The organism is Micromonospora halotolerans (genome assembly GCF_032108445.1).
Taxonomy (GTDB): Bacteria; Actinomycetota; Actinomycetes; order Mycobacteriales; family Micromonosporaceae; genus Micromonospora; species Micromonospora halotolerans.
The window spans coordinates 1,209,230-1,232,983 of the sequence record NZ_CP134876.1; the positions used below are offsets into that span (position 1 = coordinate 1,209,230).

The 23,754-nt window shown below is 74.7% G+C and carries 27 protein-coding genes; 10 read left to right on the forward strand and 17 right to left on the reverse strand.

The genetic code is table 11. The features are described 5' to 3' along the window. Positions 1-18: 18 nt before the first annotated feature. Positions 19-804, reverse strand: a complete 786-nt coding sequence (locus RMN56_RS05575) for an aldo/keto reductase (RefSeq protein WP_313722755.1) — start codon at positions 802-804, stop codon at positions 19-21. Positions 805-922: 118 nt separating this feature from the next. On the opposite strand from RMN56_RS05575, the gene RMN56_RS05580 reads away from it, so the two are divergent. Together RMN56_RS05580 and RMN56_RS05585 are read left to right on the forward strand one after the other, a co-directional pair. Then, positions 923-1,957, forward strand: a complete 1,035-nt coding sequence (locus RMN56_RS05580) for a DNA polymerase ligase N-terminal domain-containing protein (RefSeq protein ID WP_313722756.1) — start codon at positions 923-925, stop codon at positions 1,955-1,957. An 8-nt stretch (positions 1,958-1,965) separates the two neighbouring features. Then, on the forward strand, positions 1,966-3,153 hold the full coding sequence (locus RMN56_RS05585) for a threonine synthase (RefSeq protein ID WP_313722757.1): 1,188 nt from the start codon (positions 1,966-1,968) through the stop codon (positions 3,151-3,153). A gap of 40 nt (positions 3,154-3,193) precedes the next feature. Here RMN56_RS05585 and RMN56_RS05590 read toward each other — a convergent pair whose 3' ends face one another. The 4 genes from RMN56_RS05590 to RMN56_RS05605 form a co-directional block, all read right to left on the reverse strand. Further along, positions 3,194-4,561: a pectate lyase gene (locus RMN56_RS05590; protein WP_313722758.1), complete on the reverse strand. Its 1,368-nt coding sequence runs from the start codon at positions 4,559-4,561 to the stop codon at positions 3,194-3,196. Between the two features lie 264 nt (positions 4,562-4,825). After that, on the reverse strand, positions 4,826-5,218 hold the full coding sequence (locus RMN56_RS05595; RefSeq protein ID WP_151463249.1) for a cupin domain-containing protein: 393 nt from the start codon (positions 5,216-5,218) through the stop codon (positions 4,826-4,828). A gap of 330 nt (positions 5,219-5,548) precedes the next feature. After that, entirely contained in the window at positions 5,549-5,953 is a 405-nt protein-coding gene (locus RMN56_RS05600) for a hypothetical protein (RefSeq protein WP_313722759.1), read from the reverse strand. Positions 5,954-6,077: 124 nt separating this feature from the next. Continuing rightward, a complete protein-coding gene (locus RMN56_RS05605; RefSeq protein ID WP_313722760.1) occupies positions 6,078-6,551 on the reverse strand; it encodes a septum formation initiator in 474 nt (157 codons plus the stop codon). Between the two features lie 103 nt (positions 6,552-6,654). Here RMN56_RS05605 and RMN56_RS05610 point away from each other — a divergent pair, with 103 nt between their 5' ends. The 4 genes from RMN56_RS05610 (at position 6,655) to RMN56_RS05625 (ending at position 10,497) form a co-directional block, all read left to right on the forward strand. Then, on the forward strand, positions 6,655-7,347 hold the full coding sequence (locus RMN56_RS05610) for a response regulator transcription factor (protein WP_313722761.1): 693 nt from the start codon (positions 6,655-6,657) through the stop codon (positions 7,345-7,347). Next, on the forward strand, positions 7,344-8,618 hold the full coding sequence (locus tag RMN56_RS05615) for a HAMP domain-containing sensor histidine kinase (RefSeq protein WP_313722762.1): 1,275 nt from the start codon (positions 7,344-7,346) through the stop codon (positions 8,616-8,618). The genes RMN56_RS05610 and RMN56_RS05615 overlap by 4 nt, the downstream gene beginning before the upstream one ends. Positions 8,619-8,697: 79 nt before the next feature. Further along, a complete protein-coding gene (locus RMN56_RS05620) occupies positions 8,698-9,261 on the forward strand; it encodes a PepSY domain-containing protein (protein WP_313722763.1) in 564 nt (187 codons plus the stop codon). 132 nt (positions 9,262-9,393) lie between these two features. Then, complete coding sequence (locus RMN56_RS05625) at positions 9,394-10,497, forward strand: beta family protein (protein ID WP_313722764.1); 1,104 nt, start codon at positions 9,394-9,396, stop codon at positions 10,495-10,497. Between the two features lies 1 nt (position 10,498). Here the strand turns inward: RMN56_RS05625 and RMN56_RS05630 are convergent, their stop codons facing one another. After that, a complete protein-coding gene (locus RMN56_RS05630) occupies positions 10,499-10,780 on the reverse strand; it encodes an iron-sulfur cluster biosynthesis family protein (RefSeq protein ID WP_313722765.1) in 282 nt (93 codons plus the stop codon). Positions 10,781-11,090: 310 nt separating this feature from the next. On the opposite strand from RMN56_RS05630, the gene dacB reads away from it, so the two are divergent. After that, positions 11,091-12,674, forward strand: coding sequence for a D-alanyl-D-alanine carboxypeptidase/D-alanyl-D-alanine endopeptidase (gene dacB / locus RMN56_RS05635; RefSeq protein WP_313722766.1), 1,584 nt, complete (start codon positions 11,091-11,093; stop codon positions 12,672-12,674). A gap of 5 nt (positions 12,675-12,679) precedes the next feature. On the opposite strand, the gene RMN56_RS05640 is transcribed toward dacB, so the two are convergent. The 6 genes from RMN56_RS05640 to RMN56_RS05665 all read right to left on the reverse strand — a co-directional run bounded on the left by RMN56_RS05640 (position 12,680) and on the right by RMN56_RS05665 (position 16,960). Beyond that, complete coding sequence (locus RMN56_RS05640) at positions 12,680-12,991, reverse strand: hypothetical protein (protein ID WP_313722767.1); 312 nt, start codon at positions 12,989-12,991, stop codon at positions 12,680-12,682. Positions 12,992-13,113: 122 nt separating this feature from the next. Beyond that, positions 13,114-13,551 (reverse strand): nitroreductase family deazaflavin-dependent oxidoreductase, encoded by a 438-nt coding sequence (locus RMN56_RS05645; protein ID WP_313722768.1) that lies wholly within the window; start codon positions 13,549-13,551, stop codon positions 13,114-13,116. A gap of 79 nt (positions 13,552-13,630) precedes the next feature. After that, complete coding sequence (locus RMN56_RS05650; protein WP_313722769.1) at positions 13,631-14,524, reverse strand: hypothetical protein; 894 nt, start codon at positions 14,522-14,524, stop codon at positions 13,631-13,633. Between the two features lie 105 nt (positions 14,525-14,629). Continuing rightward, positions 14,630-15,739: a hypothetical protein gene (locus RMN56_RS05655; protein WP_313722770.1), complete on the reverse strand. Its 1,110-nt coding sequence runs from the start codon at positions 15,737-15,739 to the stop codon at positions 14,630-14,632. Positions 15,740-15,960: 221 nt separating this feature from the next. After that, positions 15,961-16,314: a pyridoxamine 5'-phosphate oxidase family protein gene (locus RMN56_RS05660; RefSeq protein WP_313722771.1), complete on the reverse strand. Its 354-nt coding sequence runs from the start codon at positions 16,312-16,314 to the stop codon at positions 15,961-15,963. Positions 16,315-16,366: 52 nt separating this feature from the next. Next, positions 16,367-16,960, reverse strand: a complete 594-nt coding sequence (locus RMN56_RS05665) for a pentapeptide repeat-containing protein (protein ID WP_313722772.1) — start codon at positions 16,958-16,960, stop codon at positions 16,367-16,369. Positions 16,961-17,026: 66 nt separating this feature from the next. On the opposite strand from RMN56_RS05665, the gene RMN56_RS05670 reads away from it, so the two are divergent. Both RMN56_RS05670 and RMN56_RS05675 read left to right on the forward strand, forming a co-directional pair. Then, positions 17,027-18,259, forward strand: a complete 1,233-nt coding sequence (locus tag RMN56_RS05670; RefSeq protein WP_313722773.1) for a serine hydrolase domain-containing protein — start codon at positions 17,027-17,029, stop codon at positions 18,257-18,259. 68 nt (positions 18,260-18,327) lie between these two features. Continuing rightward, positions 18,328-18,969, forward strand: coding sequence for an NAD(P)-dependent oxidoreductase (locus RMN56_RS05675; protein WP_313722774.1), 642 nt, complete (start codon positions 18,328-18,330; stop codon positions 18,967-18,969). Between the two features lie 2 nt (positions 18,970-18,971). Here the strand turns inward: RMN56_RS05675 and RMN56_RS05680 are convergent, their stop codons facing one another. After that, positions 18,972-19,436 (reverse strand): PPOX class F420-dependent oxidoreductase, encoded by a 465-nt coding sequence (locus RMN56_RS05680; RefSeq protein ID WP_313722775.1) that lies wholly within the window; start codon positions 19,434-19,436, stop codon positions 18,972-18,974. A gap of 32 nt (positions 19,437-19,468) precedes the next feature. After that, on the reverse strand, positions 19,469-20,110 hold the full coding sequence (locus RMN56_RS05685; RefSeq protein WP_313722776.1) for a DUF6642 family protein: 642 nt from the start codon (positions 20,108-20,110) through the stop codon (positions 19,469-19,471). A gap of 289 nt (positions 20,111-20,399) precedes the next feature. Between RMN56_RS05685 and RMN56_RS05690 the strand changes: the two genes are divergently transcribed. Continuing rightward, positions 20,400-21,176 carry a D-Ala-D-Ala carboxypeptidase family metallohydrolase gene (locus tag RMN56_RS05690; RefSeq protein WP_313722777.1) on the forward strand — a complete coding sequence of 259 codons (777 nt, stop codon included), beginning with the start codon at positions 20,400-20,402 and terminating at the stop codon, positions 21,174-21,176. Positions 21,177-21,248: 72 nt separating this feature from the next. On the opposite strand, the gene RMN56_RS05695 is transcribed toward RMN56_RS05690, so the two are convergent. From RMN56_RS05695 to RMN56_RS05705, 3 genes are all read right to left on the reverse strand, one after another. Next, a complete protein-coding gene (locus RMN56_RS05695; protein WP_313722778.1) occupies positions 21,249-21,701 on the reverse strand; it encodes a hypothetical protein in 453 nt (150 codons plus the stop codon). A 104-nt stretch (positions 21,702-21,805) separates the two neighbouring features. Beyond that, a complete protein-coding gene (locus tag RMN56_RS05700; protein ID WP_313722779.1) occupies positions 21,806-22,483 on the reverse strand; it encodes a response regulator in 678 nt (225 codons plus the stop codon). Further along, positions 22,480-23,718, reverse strand: a complete 1,239-nt coding sequence (locus tag RMN56_RS05705) for a sensor histidine kinase (RefSeq protein ID WP_313722780.1) — start codon at positions 23,716-23,718, stop codon at positions 22,480-22,482. The genes RMN56_RS05700 and RMN56_RS05705 overlap by 4 nt, the downstream gene beginning before the upstream one ends. Between the last annotated feature and the right edge of the window lie 36 nt (positions 23,719-23,754).

Genomic DNA, 23,754 nt, shown 5'->3' on the forward strand with positions numbered 1-23,754 from the left:
CACGGGCCGCGCCCCGCCTCACGCCGAGCCGAGGGCGTCGATGTCGCGCATCTCCTCGGCGGTGAGCGCGAACCGGAACACGTCGGCGTTGACCCGGATCCGCTCCGGGGTGACCGACTTCGGGATGACCACGATCTCGTGGTCGATGTGCCAGCGCAGCACCACCTGGGCCGGCGAGACGTCGTGCGCCTGGGCGATCCGGACCAGCACCGGGTCGGAGAGGTCACTGGTCTTGAACGGGCTGTACCCCTCCAGCACCACCCCGCGGTCCCGGTGGGCGGCGTGCACCTGCCGGTCGTACAGGGACGGGCTCCAGCGGATCTGGTTGACCGCCGGGGTCTCCTCGGTGGCCTGGATGAGCTCGTCGATCTGGCTGATGCTGTAGTTGCTCACCCCGACGGCCCGGGCCAGGTTCGCGTCCCGGGCCGCGAGCATCTCGCGCCACACCGGGATGCTGTCGCCGGGCGAGGACGGCGGCCAGTGGATCAGCCACAGGTCGACGTGGTCGGTGTCCAGGGCGGCCAGGCTCGCCTCGATGGTCTGCCGCTCCCGGCCCACCCGGTCGGGCGGCAGCTTCGTGGTGATGAAGAGATCCTCGCGGCGCAGCCCGCTCTCCGCGATGGCCCGGCCGACCTCCTTCTCGTTGCCGTACATCGTGGCGGTGTCGATGTGCCGGTAGCCGGCGTCGAGAGCGGCGAGCACGGCGTCGTAACCGGCGTTGCCGGTGGCCTGCCAGGTGCCGAAGCCGAGCAGCGGCATCCGGACGTCGCCGGTGAGCGGGACGGTGGGCTGGTCGAGGTCCATACGGACGCTTCTACCCGTGATCGCCGCCGCCATGCCGGCGACGCGCCGCGCGGCGGCCGAACGGGACGGAAGAGGCCGGAACCGGGCGATGAGGCCGAACCTGCCGGAGAATGCGGGGGTGGCTGACCGGCTGGAGGAGTACCGGCGGAAACGGGACGCGGCGCGTACCCCGGAGCCGGTGCCGGAAGAGACCCCGGAGCGGAAGCGGGCCGCGCGGCGCAAGCCCCGGTTCGTCATCCAGCAGCACCACGCCCGGAGCCTGCACTGGGACCTGCGGCTGGAGCACGACGGCGTGCTGGCCTCGTGGGCGGTGCCGCGGGGGCTGCCCCGCGACCCGGGCCGCAACCACCTGGCCGTGCACACCGAGGACCACCCGATGGAGTACCTCACCTTCCACGGCGAGATCCCGGCCGGCGAGTACGGCGGCGGGAGGATGACCGTCCACGACACCGGCACCTACCGCGTGGAGAAGTGGCGCGACGACGAGGTGATCGTGGTCCTCGACGGCCGGCGGACGAAGGGGCGGTACGTGCTCTTCGCCACCGGTGGCCGGGGGCGGGACTGGATGGTCCGCCGCACCGACCCGCCGCCGGAGGGCTGGACGCCGATGCCCGAGCTGGTCCGGCCGATGCACACCACCCCGGGCAAGGGGCTGCCGAAGGACGAGGCCGCCTGGGGGTACGAGCTGCGCTGGGACGGGGTGCGGGCGATGGCGTACGTCTCCGGCGGCCGGCTCCGGCTGCTCGACCCCTCGGACGAGGAGGTCACCGGGGCGTACCCGTGGCTGCGGGCGATGGCCGAGGAGCTGGCCCCGGTCGAGGCGGTGCTGGACGGCGTGCTGGTCCGGATCGACCCGGGCGGGCGGGTGAAGCCACCGACGAAGCGCGACGGGCAGTTCCTCGCCGTCGACCTGCTCTGGCTGGAGGGCGTGACCAGCCTCGACGTGCCGTACGCGCAGCGCCGGGAACTGCTCGACGGTCTGGCGCTGACCGGCCCGCACTGGCAGACTCCGCCGTGGTTCCCGGGGGTCGGCGCCGACGCCCTGCGGACCGCCCGCGAACAGGGGCTCCCGGGGGTGGTGGCCAAGCGCCTCGACTCCCCCTACGAGCCGGGTCGGCGCAGCCGGCACTGGCTGAGCCTCGACCCGAGCTGAGGAGCCTCGTGCACCTGACGCACCTGGAGTGCCCGCGCTGCGGCGAGCGGCATCCGGCCGACAAGCTGCAGAACCTGTGCGGGTGCGGTTCCCCGCTGCTGGCCCGCTACGACCTGGCCGCCGTGGCCGCGGCGGTCACCCCCGAGCAGTTCGGGCTGCGCCCGGCCGACCTGTGGCGCTACCGGGAGCTGCTGCCGGTGGCCGATCCCCGCTTCGTCACCACGCTGGGCGAGGGCTGGACGCCGCTGCTGCGCGCGCCGGCGTACGGGCACGAGATCGGGATTCCGGACCTGATCGTGAAGGACGAGGGACTGACCCCGACCGGGTCGTTCAAGGCCCGGGGCGCGGCGGTCGGGGTGAGCCGGGCCCGGGAGCTGGGCGTCGAGCGGATCGCCATGCCGACCAACGGCAACGCCGGGGCGGCGTGGGCGACGTACGCGGCCCGGGCCGGGATGGGCGCGACCATCGCCATGCCGCTCGACGCGCCCACCATCTGCCGTCGGGAGTGCGTCGCCGCCGGGGCGGACCTGCGGCTCGTGGACGGCCTGATCAGCGACGCCGGCCGGTGGGTGGCGAGGCTGGTCGCCGAGTCGGGCGGGCGGATCTTCGACGCCGGCACGCTGCGCGAGCCGTACCGCCTCGAGGGCAAGAAGACCATGGGGTACGAGATCGTCGAGCAGCTCGGCTGGCAGGTGCCCGACGTGATCATCTATCCGACCGGGGGCGGCGTCGGGCTGATCGGCATCCACAAGGCGCTGCACGAGCTGCGCGAGCTGGGGTGGGTGGAGGACCGCCTGCCCCGCCTGGTCGCCGTGCAGTCCACCGGCTGCGCGCCGATCGTCCGGGCGTTCGCGGCCGGTGAGCCCCGGGCGACCCCGTGGGCGGACGCGCAGACCCTGGCGTTCGGCATCACCGTGCCGGCCCCGCTCGGCGACGAGCTGATCCTGGCCGCGCTGCGGGAGAGCAGCGGCACCGCGATCGCCGTGGACGACGCGGAGATCCTCGCCGACCTGCGTGACTTCGCCGCCCGGGAGGGGCTGTTGCTCTGCCCCGAGGGCGCGGCCTGCCTGACCGCCGCCCGGCAGCTGCGGGCCGGTGGCTGGATCCGCCCCGGCGAGCGGGTGGTGGTGTTGAACACCGGCGCCGGCATCAAGTACCCGGAGACGGTGGACGTCTCGGACGTGCCGACGGTGTGACGCGGGCGCCCCGGCGGCGGGGCGCCCGCGCCGGACCGGCCTACCGGTAGGTGATGTCGCCGGCGGAGTAGAGGCAGTTCACCCCGTCGGCGCCCTCGCCGATCTCCTTCGGCTCGCTGCCCTTCGGCACGCCCTGGTACTTGACGCAGATCCGGGTGGAGCGGTTCGGGTCGTTGAGGATGGTGATGCGGCTGAACCGGGCCGTGTCGCCCCAGTTGGTGTTGATGCCGGCCAGCACCTTGGTGCCGGTGGCGGTGACGTTGTCCATCACCACGTGGCGCTGGTAGGAGGTGGAGCAGTTGCCGCACGCCCGGTAGAGCTTGCCGGAGCTCTCCACCCGGAAGTTGCGGATGTGGACGGTGCCGGGGCCGTTGTGCTGGAACACCTTGTCGCTGGCCGACCGGGCGCCCCCGCCGTCGACGGTGTAGGTGGTGCCGCCGCGGAAGGTGGCCGCGTCCTCGCCGACGTCCTCCCACCAGACGTTGAGCAGCGTGCAGTCGCCCTCACAGTGCACGCCGTCGCCGGCCGGCGCACCGATGATCACGTTGCGCAGGGTGGCGCCGGCGGCCAGCTCGAACATCGGGTCCTGGCTCTCCGACTGCCCGCCGTCGCCGATGCCGTAGTAGCGCTTCATCCCGCCGTCGAAGGTGCCGGAGACCGGGATGGTGGCGTCCACCTTGACGCTGGCGGTGGGCGTGGGCCACGAGGCCGGCGGCGGCGCCGTGCCGGTGGGGGTCGGGGTGGGCGAGCCGGGCGGGGTGCTGGTCGGCGGCGTGGTCGGGGTGCTGACCGAGGAGTCCACCGCGACGTCGTCGAAGCTGCCGGCCGCGTACGCGGTGACCAGGCCGATCCGGCCGGCGCCCACGAGGCTGTTGCTGCCGCCGCCGACCTGGGCGCCGTTGACGTAGCCGCGGATGGTGCTGCCGCTGGCCTCGATCCTCAGGGTGTACCAGGTGCCGGTGGCCGCGCCGACCGCCGCCGAGCCGAGCGAGGTGATCTGGCTGCCGTTGACCGCCTGGAGTTCGGCCCGGCCCGAGCCGAGCAGCGCGAGCCGGTACATCTTCGTGCTGCTGCTGGCCCGGGCCGCGATCCCGACCAGGGCGCCGGACGAACCGAATCCGGTGGGCCGCACCCGGGCCTGCACCTGGTAGTCGGTCCAGGCGGTCTGGCCGGCGAACTGGCGGGCCAGCTCGCTGGACGTGCTGGACTGGGTGAACGCGCCGTCGGCGACGGCCCAGGTCCCGCCGGACTTGGACCAGCCGGCGGCGTCGCCGTCGGAGAAGGTTTCGGAGAAGACGGCGGCGGCGAAGGCCGACGTCATCGTCCCGGCGGCGAGCGCCGCCACGGTGGCTCCGGCGCACGCCGCGAGCAGCAGCGGGCGTCGGAGCCTGGCACGTGAGGTCTGCACGGTGGTCCTCCTTGAGGCACGTGGTGGTGGACCGCCACGGCTGGAGGGCCGACGCCTGGCCGCGGTCGCGACGGTCGGTGCGCCCCGCCGGAGGCCCGGACTCCGGTAGCGGGGTGACGAGGCCCAGGAAAGGGCTTTCCCGTACCAGCAGGCTAGGCCCGCGCAGAGATCAGCGTCAATGGCTGCGATGTGCAGGAATGTTGCAGCTCACGCCGCTCGCGCTCCACCACGACGCGGTGGTGGAGCGCGGGGAGCGGGGCGGCGTCAGGAGGTGGGCGGCTCGTCCTCGCCGGCCTCCTCGGCCGCGTCGGCCTCCTCCTTGGTCCGGTGCACCGCCCCGTCGGCGTGCTCCGGCGGCCCGTACACCGTGTACAGCACGAGCGGGTTGGGGCCGGTGTTGACGAAGTTGTGCTTCGTGCCGGCCGGCACGACCACGAGGTCGCCCGCCACGACCTCCTTCTTCTCCCCGGCCACCCGCGCCTCCCCCGTGCCGCTCACGAAGGTCAGGATCTGGTCGATGTCCTCGTGGACCTCCTCGCCGATCTCCCCACCCGCCGGGATCGTCATGATCACCAACTGGGTGTGCTGGCCGGTCCACAGCACGCGGCGGAAGTCGGGGCTCTTCTCGGCGACGGTCGCGATCGTGAAATGCTCCATGGCCCGCTCATACCCGGTCCCCGCGCCGCTCACGCCGGGACTCGCAAATGGTGGAATTCCCCACCCGCGCGGGGTTTGGATCCCCTCTGGACGGGCATCTGCGCTCACGAGACCGGTGCACGACTTGCCGGTCGAGCCAGGTCCCCGCTTTCGTACCGCCGTACGGCTGCGGTGGTGGGAGACGGCCAGAGCGCGGCGACGTTACGACCCAGGTCGGGCGGCGCCGTGCGCTCGTCTGCGCGTCAGTTCCGTCCAGCAGCACCCGGCCAGCATCAGCCCCGCCGAGTTCGGGCCGCAGGCGGTGGGAACGCACCGCGATGCTGCGACAGGTCAGGCGAGAACGGCCAGGTGGAACGGGCGGTCGGTGTGGCCGCTCGCGGCGTACGTCTCGACGAAGACCGCGTTGGGGATGCCGGTTCGGGGCGCCACGGTGATCGCACCCTGCGGGGCCAGCCCGCCCGGGGCGATCAGGCCCACCGTGCCGATGTACGCGGCGCCGACGATGTCCTGGTCGAAGCCGACCTGGTACATCCCGGTGGCCAGCCGGGTGGCCGACGTGGCGCCGAGCCCCCGGATCAGGGTGCCGTTCGCGTCGACCACGGCGAACAGCACGCGGGCGGTGGCCGGCAGGCCGACCGGCGTGCAGGAGTTGATCTCGCTGTCGGCACGGGCGATCTCCGCCATGTCGGCGGCGGGTTGGCCGGCCGCGCCCCGCCTCGATCTGGAGCTGGACATGGGGGTCCTTCCTGCCGCCGGTGCGGAGGCGACATGCTCCCGAAGCTATGTCGGCCCACCGTCCACCAACCAGCGACGGCACTGTCCGATCAAGGACAGTTAACCCCTCTGAGCTGGGAAAACATCAGTCGTCCGGGGTGACGACCGGCTCGGAGCCACGGCAGCGCAGGCGCAGTTCGTGCTCCCCCTCGGGGCCGACGAAGCGCACCTCGACGCGGTCGTCCGGCCCCCGGTCGACGTCCTTCACCCGGTAGCCCTGCGCCGGGGACCACGACACCAGCCGCACCCCGTCCGGCACGCACTCGGCGAGCGCCGTCCCTCCGGTCGTGCGGAAGGTGCGCGCGGTTCCGCTCGTTGCCGGCGGGCGGTCCGCCGCGGTGGCCGTCGGCGTCGGGCCCGCCGCAGGGCCCGTGCCCGGCGTCGTGGCCACCGGCGCGGGCGAGGCGAGCGCACGGGCCACCTCCCGCGGGTCGCGTACGCCTCCCGGGGTGCCGGTGATGCCGCTGCCGACCAGTTGGACCGCGGCCAGCCCGACGAGGGTGGCGGCGGCGGTGGTGGCCAGCCACCCGGCGGCGGCGAGGATCGGACGACGGCCCATGCCCCGAGTCTCCCCGATCCCGGGTTGTGCGGGGCTTCGGGGAACGCTAAGGCCGGGTTAACGAGGGCGGATCCGGGCGGCCCGAGCGACTAGCCTGCCAAGCGTGGCCCGGCTGCTGCTCATCGAGGACGACCTGACCATCCGCGCCACGCTGCTCCGGGCCCTGCGCGAGCGCGGGCACGCGGTCGCCGCCGCCTCGACCGCGCTGGACGGGCTGCGCGACGCGCTGGACGACCGGCCCGACCTCGTCGTGCTCGATCTGGGACTGCCCGATCTGGACGGCGGCGAGCTGCTGCGGATGCTGCGCGCGGTCAGCTCAGTGCCGGTCATCGTGGCGACCGCCCGCGACGACGAGGCCGAGATCGTCCGGATGCTCGACGCGGGCGCCGACGACTACCTGGTGAAGCCCTTCACCGCGGCCCAGCTCGACGCCCGGGTGCGGGCCGTGCTGCGCCGCTCGACCGCCGACGCCGGGACGGACCCGGTGCTCGTGGTCGGTGGGCTGCGGATCGACCCGCGGTCCCGGCAGGTCACGCTGGACGGGGCGCCGGTCGAGCTGACGCCCCGCGAGTTCGACCTGCTGCACCACCTCGCCGGCCGGCCCGGGCAGGTGGTCACCAAGCGCGAGCTGCTCACCGAGGTCTGGCGGATCCCGTACGGCGGGGCCGACAAGACCGTCGACGTGCACCTGTCCTGGCTGCGGCGCAAGCTCGGCGAGAGCGCCCAGGAACCGCGCTACCTGCACACCGTCCGGGGCGTCGGGGTGCGGCTGGACCCGCCGGGTAGCAGCCGGTGAGGGGCCGGCTCGCGCTGCTGGTCGCCGCCGTCGGGGTGCTCGTCATGGTCGCGTTCCTGGTGCCGCTGGCCGTGCTGGTGCGCACCGTCGCCGCGGACCGGGCGACGGTCCGGGCCGCCGCCGACGCGCAGGGCCTGGTGGCGGTGGTCGGCACGGCCGACCCGGGCACCGTCCGGCTGACCGTCGACCATCTTGCCGCCGACTCGGGGCGCGAGGTGAGCGTGTTCCTGCCGGACGGCACCGTGCTCGGCGTGCGGGTGCCGCGTACCCCGGCGGTGGCCCTCGCCGCGCGGGGGCAGAGCCTGACCGTCGAGTCCGCCGCCGGCCGGGAGGTGGTCATCGCGGTCCAGGGCCGGCCGGACGGGACCGCGGTGATCCGCACGGTGGTCCCCCGCGCCGAGCTGACCGCCGGGGTGACCCGGGCCTGGCTCGTGCTGGCGCTGCTCGGCGTGCTCCTGGTGCTGGTGGGGCTGGCCGTCGCCGACCGGCTGGCCCGCACCCTGGTCCGGCCGATCGCCGACCTGGGCGCGGTCTCCCACCGGCTCGCCAACGCCGAGCTGGACGCCCGGGTCGAGCCGGCCGGGCCGGCCGAGCTGCGGGAGGTCGCGGGCGCCCTGAACCACCTGGCCGAGCGGATCCAGGTGCTGCTGCGCGAGGAGCGCGAGCAGGTGGCCGACCTGTCGCACCGGCTGCGCACCCCGCTGACCGTGCTGCGCCTGGAGGCCGAGTCGCTGCGCGACCCGGACGACGCGGCCCGGTTGACCAGCGCCGCGGACGGCCTGGAACGGGCGGTGACCGGCGTGATCCGGCAGGCGCGCTGGCGCAGTACGCCGGCCGAGGGCGGCGGCTGCGACGCCGCCGCGGTGGTCGCCGAGCGGGTGGCGTTCTGGTCGGTGCTCGCGGAGGACACCGGGCGGACCCTGACGCTCGACCTCGCACCCGGGCCGTTGCCGGTACGGGTGGCCGGTGACGAGCTGGCCGCCGCCGTGGACGCGCTGCTCGGCAACGTGTTCGCGCATACGCCGGACGGCACGCCGTTCACCGTCCGGCTCGGCCGGGACGCCGGGCGGGTGGCGCTGACCGTGGCGGACGCCGGCCCGGGCCTGCCGGCCGGGTCGGCCCGGCGGGGCGCCAGCCGGGCCGGGTCGACCGGGCTGGGCCTGGACATCGCCGACCGGGCCGCCCGGACCAGCGGCGGCCGGCTGGAGCTGGGCGGCGGACCCGGCGGCGGAGCCGTGGTGACGCTCCAGCTCGGGCCGGCGCGGCCTTAACCGGGCGTTGGACCTCCGGTAGCGCGGCGCTAGCCGTCCCGGACCGATCCTCGGCAGACAACGAGGAGAGGTGGAGACGATGCGACGAACTTCCCTGGTCCTGGCGGCGGTCGGCGGGGCGGCGGTGCTGGCGGTCACGGGCGCGGCGATCGGCGTGACCACGGCCGACGGGTCGGATCCGGCCACCGCGCCGGCCGCCGTGACCGCCGACGTCACCGACCCGGTCGGCGGCACCGCCGACGACAACCCCAAGACCGTCGACGACAACCCCGGCCGGGCCGACGACAACCCCGGAGCGGACGACTCCGCGACCGCCGGCACCGCCCCCACGCGCGGTGCCCCGGACCCGTCGCCGCGTGGCGCGGTCGACCGGCAGCAGGCCGGCAGGGTGGCGCTGGATCTGGTCGGCGGGGGCCGGATCGTGGAAATCGAGGCGGAGACCGAGCACGCCCGTCCGGTGTGGAGTGTGAAGGTCGTCCGCGGCGGGACGACCCACGAGATCAAGGTCGACCGCGCTGACGGCACCGTGGTCGAGATCGAGCGGCGGACGGCCGACGGGAGCCGGACGCGCGACCGGGACGACGACCACGGCGGCGACCGGTCCGACGACCACGGCGGCGACCGGTCGGACGGCGACGACTGAGTGCCGGACGGCGGGCCGGGCGTATGTACGCCCGGCCCGACCCGGGCTGCCCGGCCGTCACCCGGACGGATGGATTGTCGACGAGGTCCGGAAAGCCTGTGGCGGAACGCGATCGGGTCGCTACATTGAAGTATGGTGCCCGCCCACGGCGGTCGGGCGGCGGAACCGGTCTACCGCCCTGTGCTGGCCGGTCGCCGGGGTGAGCTGGAGGCGCTGGCCCATCTCGACGACGCCACCGCTCCGCTGCTCGCCCCGGTCATCGACGTCCACGCGGTGGATCCGTGCACCGTGGACCTGCTCGGCCGGCTGCCGGCCGGGCTCCTTCCCGCCGTCGACGTCTCGGTGCTGCCGGAGTCGGCGGAGTGCGAGCTGGCCCGCTGGGGCGTACCGCTGGTGCCGGTGATCGGGCTCGCGGAGGGCGACCGGCGGTTGGTGGCGCACGGCGCGGCCGCCCGGGAGTACGCGCGGCGGGCCGTGGTCCGGCTGCGGACCGGGCAGGACCGGGCCGGGCCGGACGCGACCACCGCCGCCCTGGAACGCGTGTGGCGGCTGGCGCGGCTGGTGCCGGAGCAGTGCGACCTGCTCGTCGACGCGGGGGACGTGTGCTGCCCGGCCGACGTCCGGGTGGCCGAGCCCCGGCTCGGGCGGCTCGTGGAGTGGGCCCGGCGGCACGCCTGGCGCTCGGTGACGGTGGCGGCCGGCGGGATGCCGCCGACGCTCGCCCGGCTCCCGACCGACGAGCCGGTACGCCTGGACCGCTTCGACTGGCAGCTCTGGCAGCGCCTGGCCGACCTCGGGGTGGGCTACGGCGACTACGGCGTGGGCTGCGCGGTGCCCGGGGCGGACGGGCCCGGCGACCGGCTGCCGACACTGCGCTACACCACGAGCGGGGCGTGGTGGGTCTACCGGTGGTCGCGCCGGGGCGGCCGGGGCGACGACCGTTTTGCCGACCTGTGCCGCACGCTCGTGGCGGCCCCGCACTGGCCGGCCGCGGGCGCGAGCTTCTCGTGGGGCGACCACGAGATCGTGCGCCGGGCCCGGCGCGGCGCGGGCGCCGGCTCGCCCGCGAACTGGATCGCCTGGAGCACCTCACACCACCTGGCGCACGTGCTGGCCACGCTGCTCCGCCCGGAGCGGGAGCAGCGGGGCGTGCCGTGGCGGGCCGACCAGGACGTCCCCGAGCGGGGGCGCGCCGGCCGGCCGCAGCGCGGTGGTGAGACCCGCCGCGCCGGCTGAGTCACTCCTTGTCGGTGAAGCCGAACTGCACGACGCCCTCGTCGTCGACGGTGGCGTCCACGGAGGTGTCGTTGAGCAGCTCGGCGGCGTCGGCGTCGAGGAAGATGCGGGCCCCCTGGTCGTCGATCACCTTGTCGCCCTGGGCCGGCTGCTCGACCAGCTCGATGGAGAGCGAGCCCGCGTCGGTGTCGGCGGCGATCCGCAGGCCGCCCTCCTCGGCGACGTCCTGCTGGTTGGCCAGGTCGCGGATCACCATTACGGCGTTGTCGGTCATGGTCAGCATGGCGGAACTCCTCGTGTCTGCTTCGGGAATCGTGGGCGGCCTCGATGCGGCGCCCGCGTGGCCGGTCGGGACCCCGGGAAGGCGAATCAGGCTTCGCCGTGCAAACCAGGGCAGGTCGAACGCCCCTCACGGCCTACGGTGCCCCCTGCCCGGGCATCCGTCAAATAGAGCCCGGTCAGTCGACACCGGGCGGGCGGGGACGGCGGCCGGGAATGTTTCTTCGCCCGTCCGGCGGGTAACCAACCGGGTTCGTCAATAACTTTCGCCGTGGAGTCTTCTCTGGAGGACAGCTCCTTGGCAGCATCGACACATGCATCGTCGTCTCTTCCCCCGGGCGCTCGCGGTGCTGGCGCTGGTCGCCACCGCGGCCACCGCCGGTGCGTCCACCGCCACGGCCGAAGCGCCCACCCCCGCGCAGACCCGGCTGCACGCGACCATCGACGCGATCCTCGCCGACTCCCGGCTGGCCGGGGCCCAGGCGGGCGTGGTCGTCGTCGACACCACCACCGGGGAGACCCTCTACGACCGCAACGGGGACCGGCGGCTGGTCCCCGCCTCGAACACCAAGCTGCTCACCTCGACGGCGGCCATGGAACTGCTCGGCCCCGGGCACCGCTTCAGCACCGACGTGGCCGGCGACGGGGTCCGCCGGGCCGGACTGCTCTCCGGCAACCTCTACCTGCGCGGCGGGGGCGACCCGACCATGCTGGCCGAGGACTACGACCGGCTCGCCGCCCAGGTGGCCGCGGCGGGCGTACGGGTGGTGACCGGCAACCTGGTCGCGGACGACACCCGCTACGACCGGACCCGCCTCGGCCCGGACTGGACCTGGGACGACGAGTCCTACTACTACGCGGCACAGGTCTCCGCGCTGACCGTCGCCCCGGACACCGACTACGACGCCGGCACGGTGATCGTGCACGCGGCGCCGGGCGCCCAGGCCGGCGCCCGGCCGAAGGTCACCATGACGCCGGCCAACGACTGGCTGCGCATCGACAACCGGGCCCAGACGGTCGCCACCGGCGAGACGACGATCTCCTTCGAGCGCGAGCACGGTGGGAACACCATCGTGGTGACCGGCCAGATCGCGGTCGGCCAGGCCGAGGAGAGCGACTGGATGACGGTCTGGGAACCCACCGGGTACGCCGCGGACGTCTTCCGGTCGGCGCTGCGCCGGCACGGGGTGCGGGTCCTCGGCCGGACCGTCCTCGGCCAGGCCACCCCGGACGACGCCACACCGGTCGCCCGGCACGACTCGATGCCGCTGGCCGACCTCATGGTGCCGTTCCTCAAGCTCTCCAACAACGGCCACGCCGAGGTGCTCACCAAGGAACTAGGCCGGGTGCTCTCCGGCTCCGGCACCTGGGCCGCCGGGTTGACCGCGATCAGCGAGTACGTCGGTGACTCCGGGATGGACACCGGGACGCTGCGCCAGCGCGACGGCTCCGGGCTGTCCCGGCGCAACATGATCCCGCCCGCCCAGTTCGTCGGGCTGCTCTCGGCGGTCCGCGCCGAACCCTGGTTCGACACCTGGTACGCGGCCCTGCCGGTGGCGGGCAACCCGGAGCGGTTCGTCGGCGGCACGCTGCGCAGCCGGATGGCCGGCACCGCGGCCGCCAACAACGTGCACGCCAAGACCGGCAGCCTGACCGGGGCGTCGAGCCTGTCCGGCTACGCCACCGACGCCGACGGGCACGTGCTGGCCTTCTCCGTCGTGCTCAACAACTACCTGACCTCGTCGGTCAAGGGGTTGGAGGACCAGATCGCCATCGCGCTGGCCTCGTACACCGCGAAGGCGACCACCACGGCGCGGGTGGCGGTGCCGACGGCGCCGGAGTCGCCCCGGGTGCCCGAGGGCCTGGAGTGCTCCTGGGTGAAGCCGGCGGTCTGCTGACCCGCTCAGGCGCCGGGCCGGGGCGGACCCGGCTCGGCGCCGGGGTCGCCGCGCTCGATGAGCGCGTCGATCTCGGCGGGCGGCAGGCCGCGCAGCGTGAGCACCTGTCGACCCCAGCGGTGCAGCCGGCACGGGTGCGGGCTGGCGTCGTTACGGCAGATCGTCCCGCCGGACCACCGCCGTGGCGCGTGCACCACCACCGCCCGCACCGCGAACTGGGCGTCCTCGCCGGTCACGTACGGCGGCAGCGGGATCTCCCGCAACACGTCGCCGTCGGACGGCGCAAGGGAACGGACGACGCGGGCACTGCTGCTCATCGGTCGAGCCTCCACAGCGGATGGTCGGACGGGAACAGCGGAAACCTACGGCGTCCCACGCCGGCCGCGACGGACAAACTGTCCCCGCGTCCGGGTCGCTCCCGCACCTCCCCGCGTGGGCGTCAGAGGCGTTCCAGCACCACCACCGGGATCTCCCGGTCGGTCTTCGTCTGGTACTCGTCGTACGCCGGCCAGACGGCCGTCATGGTGCGCCACATCCGCGGCTTCTCCTCCGCCGTCGCGGTGCGCGCCCGGACCGCGAAGGTGTCCGGCCCGACCTGCACCTGCGCCTCGGGATCGGCGAGCAGGTTGAGGTACCAGGCGGGGTGCTGCGGCGCGCCGCCCTGCGAGCCCACCACCAGGTAGGCGTCGCCGTCCCGGCCGTAGATCAGCGCGGTGCGGCGCAGCTTGCCGGAGCGCCGGCCACGCGTGGTCAGCAGCAGGGTGAAGACGCCGGGACGCCACTCGTGGCCCTCCGCGCCGCCGGTCTCCACGTATCGCCGGATGTGCTCGGCCACCCAGCCCTCGGGGCTGTCCAGCACCTGCTCGCTCGTGGGCATCGGTGTCCCTCCCGGATCGTCGGTCGGCCCGCCGGGCCCACGCTACTCCCGGCCGGCCCCGGGCACCGGACGATCGCGGTCAGCGCAGCGCGACCGCCTGGAGGCTGACGTTGCCGCAGTCCCCCAGGGACTCCTCGACCGTCCAGCTCATCAGCAGCTTCGCGCCCGCCGGGGCGCGGAACCGGATGGTGAAGTCGGCGGTCCGCACGGTGTGCGGGTCCTCCAGGCGGACCGTGCTGGCCGGCCCGCCGCCGGAGATCCGCAGGTCGAGGCGGGCGCGGGCCATCCACAGCCCGGCGTAGAGGTGCACGGTGCGGGGCTGGCCGTCGGCGGCCACGGCCAGCGTGAAGCCGCTGCCCCGGTCGCAGGTGTACACGCCGGACATGGTGCCGTCCACCGAGCCGACCGGGGCGCCGTCGCGCCAGGCGTACGCCTCGGGGTTGTTGCTGTAGCTCTGCCGGCGGCCCCGGCCGCCCTCGTCGCGGATGTCGCCGGAGCCGTGCCGCTTGCGCACCGGCGTCCGGGCGCCGAGGTGTCCCCACTGGACCCAGTCGACCGCGCCCACCGCGCTGAGGTCGACCCGCGCGGGCACGTCGGACTGGCTCACGGTCAGCGTGGGCGGCACCGCGGGTGTGGACGACGACGGGCTGGGCGAGGGTGGGCGCTGGCGGGGGCGCAGCCCGGGCGTGACGGCCCCGGGCTGCGTGCCGCCCGGAGGCGGCAGCACGGGTCGGCCGGTCGGCGCGACGGGCAGCACGGCGCTCTCCTCGCGGGGCGTGTCGTGCCGCTCGGTGCCGAGGTAGGCCACCAGTGCGGCCAGGCAGGCGAACGCGGCCAGCGCCTCCAGCAGCCAGCGCCGCCGTTGCCGGGCCCGGGCGAGCCGGCGGAGCGCCGACCGCGTCTGCCCGTGCGGGTACGACGTCCGGTCACCGACCCGACCGTGGTCCTGCTGCCCCACCGAACCTCCGCTCACCGCCGCGCTCCGGCCGCCGGTTCACGTTTCCATCATGGGCGGCGGTGCGCCATATGTCGGCGGGGGGCAGTTTCCACTTCGTTACCAATCGGTAGCGACGGCGGCTCAACTCACCGTGACGGCCTCCACCGTCACCCCGTCGTTCTCCCCGCCCACCACGGTGAGCGCCCGCCAGGTGATCAGCAGCCGCTGGCCGCGTGGCGCGCGGAAGTGGACGACGTACTGGAAGAAGCGGTCGCCGGCCGCGAGGGCGACCTCACGGACGGCCGGGTCGCCGCCGCCGGAGAGCCGCACATCGAGCCGGGCACCGGCCGAGAACGCGCCGACGAAGAGCCGGACGGTCCGCAGGTCGCCGCTGCCGGCCACGCTCAGCGCGAAGCTCTTTCCCGCGCCACGTTGGAAGACTCCGGACCGGGTCCCGTCCTGCCGGGCCGTCGGCGTGCCGTCCGTCCAGGTGAGAGCGGCGGCGCCGGCGTTGTGCTCCAGGCGGTCGCCGCCGAGCTCGCCGATCTCACCGGTGCCGCGCTGCTTGCGCTGGACGCTCGCCGCGCCGGTGCCGCCCCAGTGCAGCCAGTCCCGGCTGCCGAGCACGGTCAGCGACACCGACGGCGGCACCGGCTCCTGGTCGAGGTTCAGCAGCGGCCCGCCGGGCAGGGCCGGGTTCCCGGTCACCGGCACCACGGTGGGCGGCGCGGCGGTCGGAGCCGGGGCGGTGGGCGCGGCCGCCGGCACGGTCGGGCGGACGTCCGGTTCCGCGCCTCGACCGGCGTACGCCAGCACCAGCACCAGCGCGGTCAGCGCCGCCCCCGCGAGGATCATCCGCCGCCGGCGCCGCCGGGCGCGGGCCACCCCGACCCGGGTGGGCCGGTCGGGCGCGACGCCAACGGCGGCGCGGACCTTGGCGGCGGCCGGGCCGACCAGCCCGGCGAGCCGGACCGTGACGCCCTCCGGGGCAGAGTGCCGCACCGGCGCGGCGGGTCTGGACTCCACCGGCGGCGGCGCGTCCGGTTCGCCGAGGGCCGGCCGCTCGGCGACCGGCGGGGCGTCGGGTCCGGCCAGCGGGTCGGCGGGCCCGGCCAGCGGGGCGTCGGGGTCGCCGGGCAGCCGGCGTGGCGCGGGCGGCGGCTGCGCCGCGCGGGCCCGCTCGGCCGGTACGGCAGGCAGCCAGCCCCCGACCCGGATACCGGTCTGCGTGAGTTCGTCGTCCTCAGCCACCGACCCCTCCCTCGGCCACCGGCGTCGGCGGCCGTCCTCGTGGCCCGCCGCAGGGAGGATGGCACAGACCTCGATCTTCGAGAAGCCGTCGACCGGAGGAGGCACCTTCCCGACAGCGCTGGGTCAGCGCCGCTCGCGCCGCCGCAGGCCGAGGTCGGGGTGCCAGCTCTCGATCACCAGATGGTCCGGCGGAACACCGACCCGGGTGAGCACCACCTCGGTCACCTCGATGCGGAACAGGTGGGAGCCGTCCTCGCCCGCCGGCTCCTCGTGCGCCCGCCCGGCGATCTTCGCGTCCCCGCCCCAGGCGGTCGGGTCGTCCTCCGGGTGTCCTCGGTCGGGCTGTGCAGCGCCACCCGCGGGTCGCGGCGCAGGTCGAGGGCCTTCAGCGCGCCGGCCATGCTGCCGAGGCGGAGCTGCCCGTCGTCGGCGAAGTCGAACTCCGTGCCGCTGATGCGCGGCGAGCCGTCCCGCCGCAGGGTTGCCATCGTGCCGTGCTTGCGGACCGCGAAGCGGGCGCGCACCCGCGCCGCGAAGTCGGGTTCGGACGCCACCAGGTCGGACCACCATGTCATGCGGCCAGCCTGCCCGGAATACCTGACAACCCGCGGCGCCTTTCCGCGCCGATCAGCGGATCTCGAAACCCAGCGCCTGCGCCAGCACGAGGGCCTGCTCGGCGTCGACGATCGCGCCGGCCCGCTCGACCGCCGTCGGGTCGAGCGCGGTCAGGTCGCTGCCACGCAGGTCGGCCCGGATCAGCTTGGCGGCGTGCAACTGGGCGCCGGACAGGTCGAGGCCGGTGAGCACCGCGCCGGTCAGGTCGGCGCCGGTCAGGTCGGCCTCGCGCAGGCGGGCGTCGGTGATGCGTACGCCGCGCAGGTCGGCGCCGGGCAGGGCGACGAAGGACCAGTCGCCGCCGTCGACCCGCAGCGGCCGCAGGTCGCACTGCTCGAAGCTGCTGCCGACCAGCTTGCAGCCGGTGAACTCGGCCTCGAAGAGGTTGCACCGCTTGAAGGTGCAGCGGGTGAAGGCCGAGTCGGTGTGCCGGGAGGAGTTGAGGGCCACGTTGCCGAAGACGCACTCGGTGAAGGTGGCGCCCTGGCTGACCGCCTCGGTGAGGTCGACGTGGAAGAACTCGCACCGGACGAAGTGCCGGTCGACCAGTTCCTCGGCGTACCAGTCCTGGTGGCGGTAGGTGACGTCCTCGGCGGCTTCCGGCATGCGCCCGAGACTAGTGTGTCGGGCCGACACTTCCCGCTCGCCGTACCGGCCGGTAGGTTCGGCGTCGTGAGCGTCGCAGTGAGCACCGACCCGGACCGCATCGGCTTCGACCCCGCCCGGCTGGCGCGGATCGACGAGCACTTCGGCAGGTACGTCGACGACGGCCGGCTCGCCGGCTGGCAGATCGTGGTGACCCGCCGGGGCGAGATCGCCCACTCCGCCACCTACGGGCTGCGGGACCGGGAGGCCGGCGCGCCGGTCGAGCCGGACACCCTCTGGCGCATCTACTCGATGACCAAGCCGATCACCTCGGTCGCCGCCATGATGCTCTGGGAGGAGGGCCGGTTCGAGCTGAACGACCCGATCAGCCGCTGGCTGCCGGAGTTCGCCGACGTGCGGGTCTACGACCGGGGCTCGGTGCTCAAGCCGTACACGGTGCCGGCGGTCGAGCCGGTCCGGGTGTGGCACCTGCTCACCCACACCGCCGGCCTGACCTACGGCTTCGCCCAGGTCAACGTGGTCGACGGCCTCTACCGGGCGGCGGGCTTCGACCTGGGCGTGCCGGCCGGGGCCGACCTGGCCGAGGCGACCCGCGGGATGGCCCGGCTGCCGCTGCTCTTCCAGCCGGGCACCAGCTGGAACTACGGGGTCTCCACCGACGTGCTGGGCCGGCTGGTCGAGGTGGTCTCCGGGCAGTCGCTGGACGCGTTCTTCACCGAGCGGATCTTCCGTCCGCTGGGCATGACCGACACCCGCTGGTGGGTCGACGAGCCGGACGCCAAGCGCCTCGCCGCGCTCTACGCGCCGCACCCGGCCACCGGTCAGGCGGTCCGCGCCGAGGCGATCGGCCGCTACGCGCTCCGCGCGCCGGAGTGCCTCTCCGGCGGCGGCGGGCTCGTCTCCACGGCCGCCGACTACCACCGGTTCACCCAGTTCCTGCTGCGCGGCGGCGAACTGGACGGGGTCCGCCTGCTCGGCCCCCGCACGGTGCGCTTCATGACCCGCAACCACCTCCCCGGCAACCGGGACCTGGCCTCGTTCTCGCCGGAGGGCTTCGCCGAGACGATCCTCGACGGAGTCGGCTTCGGGCTCGGCTTCGCCGTGGTGCTCGACCCGGTGCCGTCGCGGGTGCCGAGCAGCGTGGGCGAGTACTACTGGGGCGGCCTGGCCAGCACCGCCTTCTGGGTGGACCCGGTGGAGGAGGTCACGGCGCTGCTCTTCACCCAGCTCATGCCGTCGAGCACCTATCCGCTCCGCCCCCAGCTGCGCCAGCTCGTCTACTCGGCCCTGGTCGACTGACCGCCCGGCGCCCGGCCGGTTCCTCGGAACGGCACCGGTCGGGCGGCCCGCTCCCTAGCCTGGGGAGCATGAGCGACATCGTCGTGTTCGGCGCCGGCGGCACCGCGGGCTCCCGGATCGCCGCCGAGGCGGTCGAGCGGGGGCACCGGGTCACCGCGGCGGTGCGCCGCCCGGAGGCGACCAGCTACCTGCCGCCCGGGGTCCGCACGGTGACCGGTGACGCGACCTCGGCCCGGAGCGTGCGGGAACTGGCCGGGGACGCCGACGTGTTCGTGGTGGCCATCGGCGGCGGGGAGCGGGAGCTGTGGTGCGACGCGGCCCGGACCCTGGTCGACACGCTGCGCGAGCTGCCCGACCCGCCCCGGGTGATCCACGTGGGGGGCGGGGCGACGTTGCTGACCCCGAAGGGCACCCGGTACCTGGACGAGCCGGACTTCCCGGAGGAGTACCGGGACTCGGCCCAGGGCCAGGCCGACGCCCTGGACTTCTACCGCTCCTCGGCCGACGGCGTGACCTGGACGTACGTCTCGCCGCCGCCGCTGGAGTTCCACCCGGGCGAGCGGACCGGCCACTACCGGACCGGCACCGACCAGCCGGTCACCGACGCACAGGGCCGGTCGGTGCTCACCTACGAGGACCTGGCGGTGGCGATCGTCGACGAGATCGAGAACCCGCGGTTCGGCAACGCCCGGTTCACCGCCGCGTACTGAGATCAGTCGGCCAGCCGGGCGGGGAAGCCGCCGGTGGCGATCGGCCCCCAGCTGTCGATGGTCACCCGGATCAGCGACTTGCCCTGCCTGACCATCGCCGCGCGGTACTCGTCCCAGTCGGGGTGCTCACCGGAGATGCTGCGAAAGTAGTCGACCAGCGGGTCGAGCGCCTCCGGCAGGTCGAGCACCTCGGCGGTGCCGTCGACCTGCACCCACGGCCCGTTCCAGTCGTCGGAGAGCACGCACGCGGAGACCCGGGGGTCGCGGCGGATGTTGGTCACCTTGGCCCGCTCGGGGTAGGTGGAGATCACCAGCCGCCCCTCGGCGTCGACCCCGCAGGAAACCGGGGAGGACTGCGGGCGGCCGTCGGCGCGGGTCGTCATGAGCACGACCCGGTGCCGGGGGCGGAGGAACTCGATGAGGGCGTCCCGGTCGACCCGGGTGTTGCTCGCGATGCTGCGTGCCATGCCTCGGTTCTACCAGTCGGGCCGGGCGCGCCTCACCGCGGACGGCCGGCGCTGCGGCGCGGCGAGACCTGCGCCGGCACGCGCGGCCCCGCGCTGGCCCGCCACGCGCGGCCGTTCGCGTAGATCACCCGGAAGCCGAGGTACGAGGCGAGCGGCGCCCAGTGGGCCGAGCCCATCCGCAGCTCGGCGGCGTTGTGCCGCTGCCCGTTGGCCAGCACGTCGAGCAGCACCGTCTCGAAGGCGGCCGACTCGACCCAGTCCACCTCGCGGGTGAAGCCGCAGACCAGCGCGGCCCCGGTGACGTCGAGGAAGTCACGCAGCGCGGCGTCGGAGGCGCGCAGCACCGAGCAGCTGCCGAAGTAGAGGCGGCGCCCCTCGCAGCGGCCGGCCATCCGCTCGGCGACGTCGGCCAGCTCGACGGAGTCCCAGTCGGTGAGGCAGAGCCGGCTCGGCTCGCCGTGCATGGCGAAGAACCCGACCCGGAAGTCGGCGTACTGCTTGAGCAGCCAGCGGTCGAGGAAGTAGAAGAGCTCGTCGCGGGTGGCGGCGTCCTTGTGGATGAAACGGATCCGGCCCAGCCGTTCGAGCAGTTCGAGGGTGGGCAGGACGGAACCGCGCTCGTTGAGGTCCCGGTGCCACTGCCCCTCGACGCAGAAGACGCCACCACGCGCCAACGCCCACCTCCCCGCCTCGGAGGCAGACGTTACCGGGCGGCGCGGGCGAGGGGACATCACCCTCGGTGTGGCTGCTTGCCGGGTTCCGTCACGGACACGCGGTTCCGGGCGGGAATGGGTGTTTCGCAATCGTCCCAATCCACCGCTAATACCCAGTCACGGGCTAATGCGAGAGCAATTCCGGTTAACCGCCCCGAACCATCAGGAGTGCTGCCACGGTGGAAGTACAGGACTTACCGGTCGATGCCCCCGGCACAACCTCACATCACTCTCCACTCGGAGGAACGCAGTGCGCATCAACATGCTCAAGCGGGCCATCGTCGCGGCCGCGCTGGCCCTGCCCGGGGCCGCGGTCGCCACAGTCGTCGCCGCGCCGGCGGCCCACGCCGACGGCTGCTACACCTGGCCCCGGAACCTCTACCAGGGGCGGTCCGGGGAGGACGTCCGGCAACTCCAGATCCGCGTGGCGGGCTGGGCCGCGTACCGGGACATCGTCCGGGTCGACGGCATCTACGGGCCCGAGACGGCCGCCGCGGTCCGCCGCTTCCAGTCCGCGTACGGGCTGGCCGCCGACGGCGTCGCCGGCCCGCGGACCTTCGCCAAGATCTACGACCTCCAGGACAACGACTGCACGCCGAAGCACTTCAGCTACACCGAACTCGACAACGGCTGCGGCAAGGGCGGGTGGAGCGGGGGCCCGCTCTCGTCGACCGCGACCCGGGAGAACGCGGTACGCACCATGTGGAAGCTGGAGGCGCTGCGGCGCAGCCTCGGCGACACGCCGCTCTACGTCACCAGCGGCTTCCGCAGCATCGCCTGCAACCAGCAGGTCGGCGGGGCCTCGGACAGCCAGCACCTCTACGGCACCGCGGCCGACGTGCTCTCCCGCAGCAGGACGCTCTGCCAGGTCGCCCAGTCGGCCCGCAGCCACGGCTTCAGCGGCCTCTTCGGCCCGGGCTACCCCGGTCACAGCAACCACGTCCACGTGGACTCGCGCCGGGAGAACAACCGCGACAAGACGGCGAACAGCACCGCCTGGTCCGCCCCGAACTGCGGGGTGAGCTGAGCCGACGGCGGCCCGACGCGGGGGTGGGGGCTCCCCGCGCCCGGGCCGCCGTCAGCGGCCCCGGAGCGGTCGTCAGCTCGCCCGGGGCCAGCGCGGCCGGGTGGCGGGGGGCGCCACGGGCCGGCCGGTACCGCCGGGCCGGAGAGCGGGCCGCACCGGAGGTGCGGCGACCCGGCCGGCCGGGCCGCGCGGGGACTGGGGCGCCGTCGGCCGGCCGGCCGACGGCCCGGACAGCACGAACGGGAAGGGCACGTGCACGAACGGGTTCCCGTGGCGCACCAGCGCGTCGATCTGACGCTCGTTGAGGCCGTGGATCTCCAGCACGCGCCGCCCCCACCGGTGCAGCCGGCAGGGGTACGCGGACCCGTCGTTGCGGCACTTCGGTCCGGCGGGCCACTCCTCGGCGGCGTGCACCACCACCGCCCGGACCGCGAGGCGGACGTCCTCGGGGGTCAGCGGCGCCGGCACCGGCACCTCACCCAGGATCTGATCGATGGGATCCGTCGACTGCTCACCAACTCGCACGGCAGGCCTCCCGCAGCTCGGCAGCGGTGCGGCGGACCGGCCGCACCACATCCTCGACCACTGGTACGGCCCCACGCCGGCAGGAGTTCAATCCCGCCCGGCGGTCACACCAACCCGGCGTCCTGCACCAGCAGCGCCACCTGCACCCGGTTGTTCAGATCGAGCTTCGTGAGCAGGCGCGACACGTACGCCTTCACGGTCGCCACGCTCATGAACAGCTCCGCGGAGATCTCCGCGTTGCTCCGGCCCTGCCCGAGCGCCACGGCGACCTCCCGTTCCCGCTCGGTCAGGTCGTCGAGCAGCCGCAGCGCCCGCTCCCGCCGGGTGTCCGGCGACCGGGCGGGCGCCGGCGCGGTCACGTGCGCGATGAGCTTGCGGGTGACCGCCGGGGACAGGGTCGCCTCGCCGGCCGCGACCCGGCGCACCGCCGCGACGATCTCGGCGGGCGGGGTGTCCTTGAGCAGGAAGCCGCTCGCCCCGGCGCGCAGCGCCCGCAGCACCTGCTCGTCGGCGTCGAAGGTGGTCAGCACCAGCACCTCGGGCGGGTCCGGCGCGGCCCGCAGCGCCTCGGTGGCGGCCAGCCCGTCGACGCGGGGCATCCGGATGTCCATGAGCACCACGTCCGGGGCGTACGCGGCGACCGCTGCGGGCACCTCGGCGCCGTCGGTGGCCTCGCCGACCACCCGCACGTCCGGCATCCCACCCAGGATCATCGACAGCGCGGCCCGGACCAGCGCGTCGTCGTCGACGATCAGCACCCGGACGGGCGGCTCGGCGGTCACGCGGGAGCCCAGGGCAGCCAGGCGGTGAGCCGGAAGTCGCCGCCGGCGTCCCGCCCGTGGTCGAGCCGGCCGCCGGCCAGGCTGACCCGTTCCGCGACACCCACCAGCCCGGTCCCGGTGCCGGGGATCGGCGAGCGGGCCTCGCCGACCGGCCACGGGTTGCGGATCTCCACGGCCAGGCCGTCGCCGGGGCCGCCGGCCAGCCGGACGGTCACCACCGCCCCGGGTGCGTGCTTGCGGGCGTTGGTGAGCCCCTCCTGCACGATCCGGTACGCGCTGCGCCCGACCGCCGCCGGCACCGCCGCCCGGTCGGCGACCTCGTCCACCACGCTGACCCGTACGCCGGCGGTCCGGGACTCGGCGACCAGGGCGGGGACGTCGCCCAGGGTGGGCTGCGGGCGCTCGGGGGTGGCCTCGGCGGACGGCTCGGCGCGGAGCACGCCGATCACCTCGCGCAGGTCCTGCAGCGCGGCGTGGGCGCTGGCCCGGATCACGCCGGCCGCGCGGGCGACCTCCTCCGGGGGCGCGTCCGGGCGGAACTCCAGGGCGCCGGCGTGCAGGCTGAGCAGGGAGATCCGGTGCGCGAGCACGTCGTGCATCTCCCGGGCGATCCGGGTGCGTTCGAGCTGGCGGGCCTGGTCCAGCCGGAGCTGCTGCTCGGCCTCGGCCCGCTCGGCCCGGTCACGCAGCGACAGCACGAGCTGGCGGCGGGCCCGGACGAACAGCGCCCAGGCCACCGTCCCGCCGATGAAGAGCAGGGTCCAGGCCACGGCCGCCCAGAACGGCAGCACCGGGTCGGGGCGGATCGCCAGGTAGAGCGGCGTCGTCACGAGGTGCCAGCCGACCAGTGCCAGGGCCACCGCGAGCCGCTGGTGCACCACGAGCGTGAACAGGATGATCAGCAGGGCGATCCCGGAGGTGACCGAGAAGAGGGCCAGCGGCGCGGCGGCCACGGCCAGCCCGACCGGCCAGCGCCGGCGCAGCCAGAGTGCCACGCTGACCAGCAACCCGATCGCCAGGTCGAGCTGGTTCAGCCACGCCGGCCCGAGGTTCATCGCGAATTCCGGCTCGGGCCGCATCGAGTCGCCGTAGGAGAGCAGCACCCAGGCCACCGAGAACAGGAAGGCCAGGCTGTCGACCAGCCAGTCCCGGGGCGTGCGCCGGGGCACCCGGGCGGTGGGCGCCAGGGATCCCGGCAGCAGCCAGGGGTGATCGGGTACGACGGCGCTGCTCATCCACCCATGCTAGGAAGCCCGCCGCGGCCCCGACCA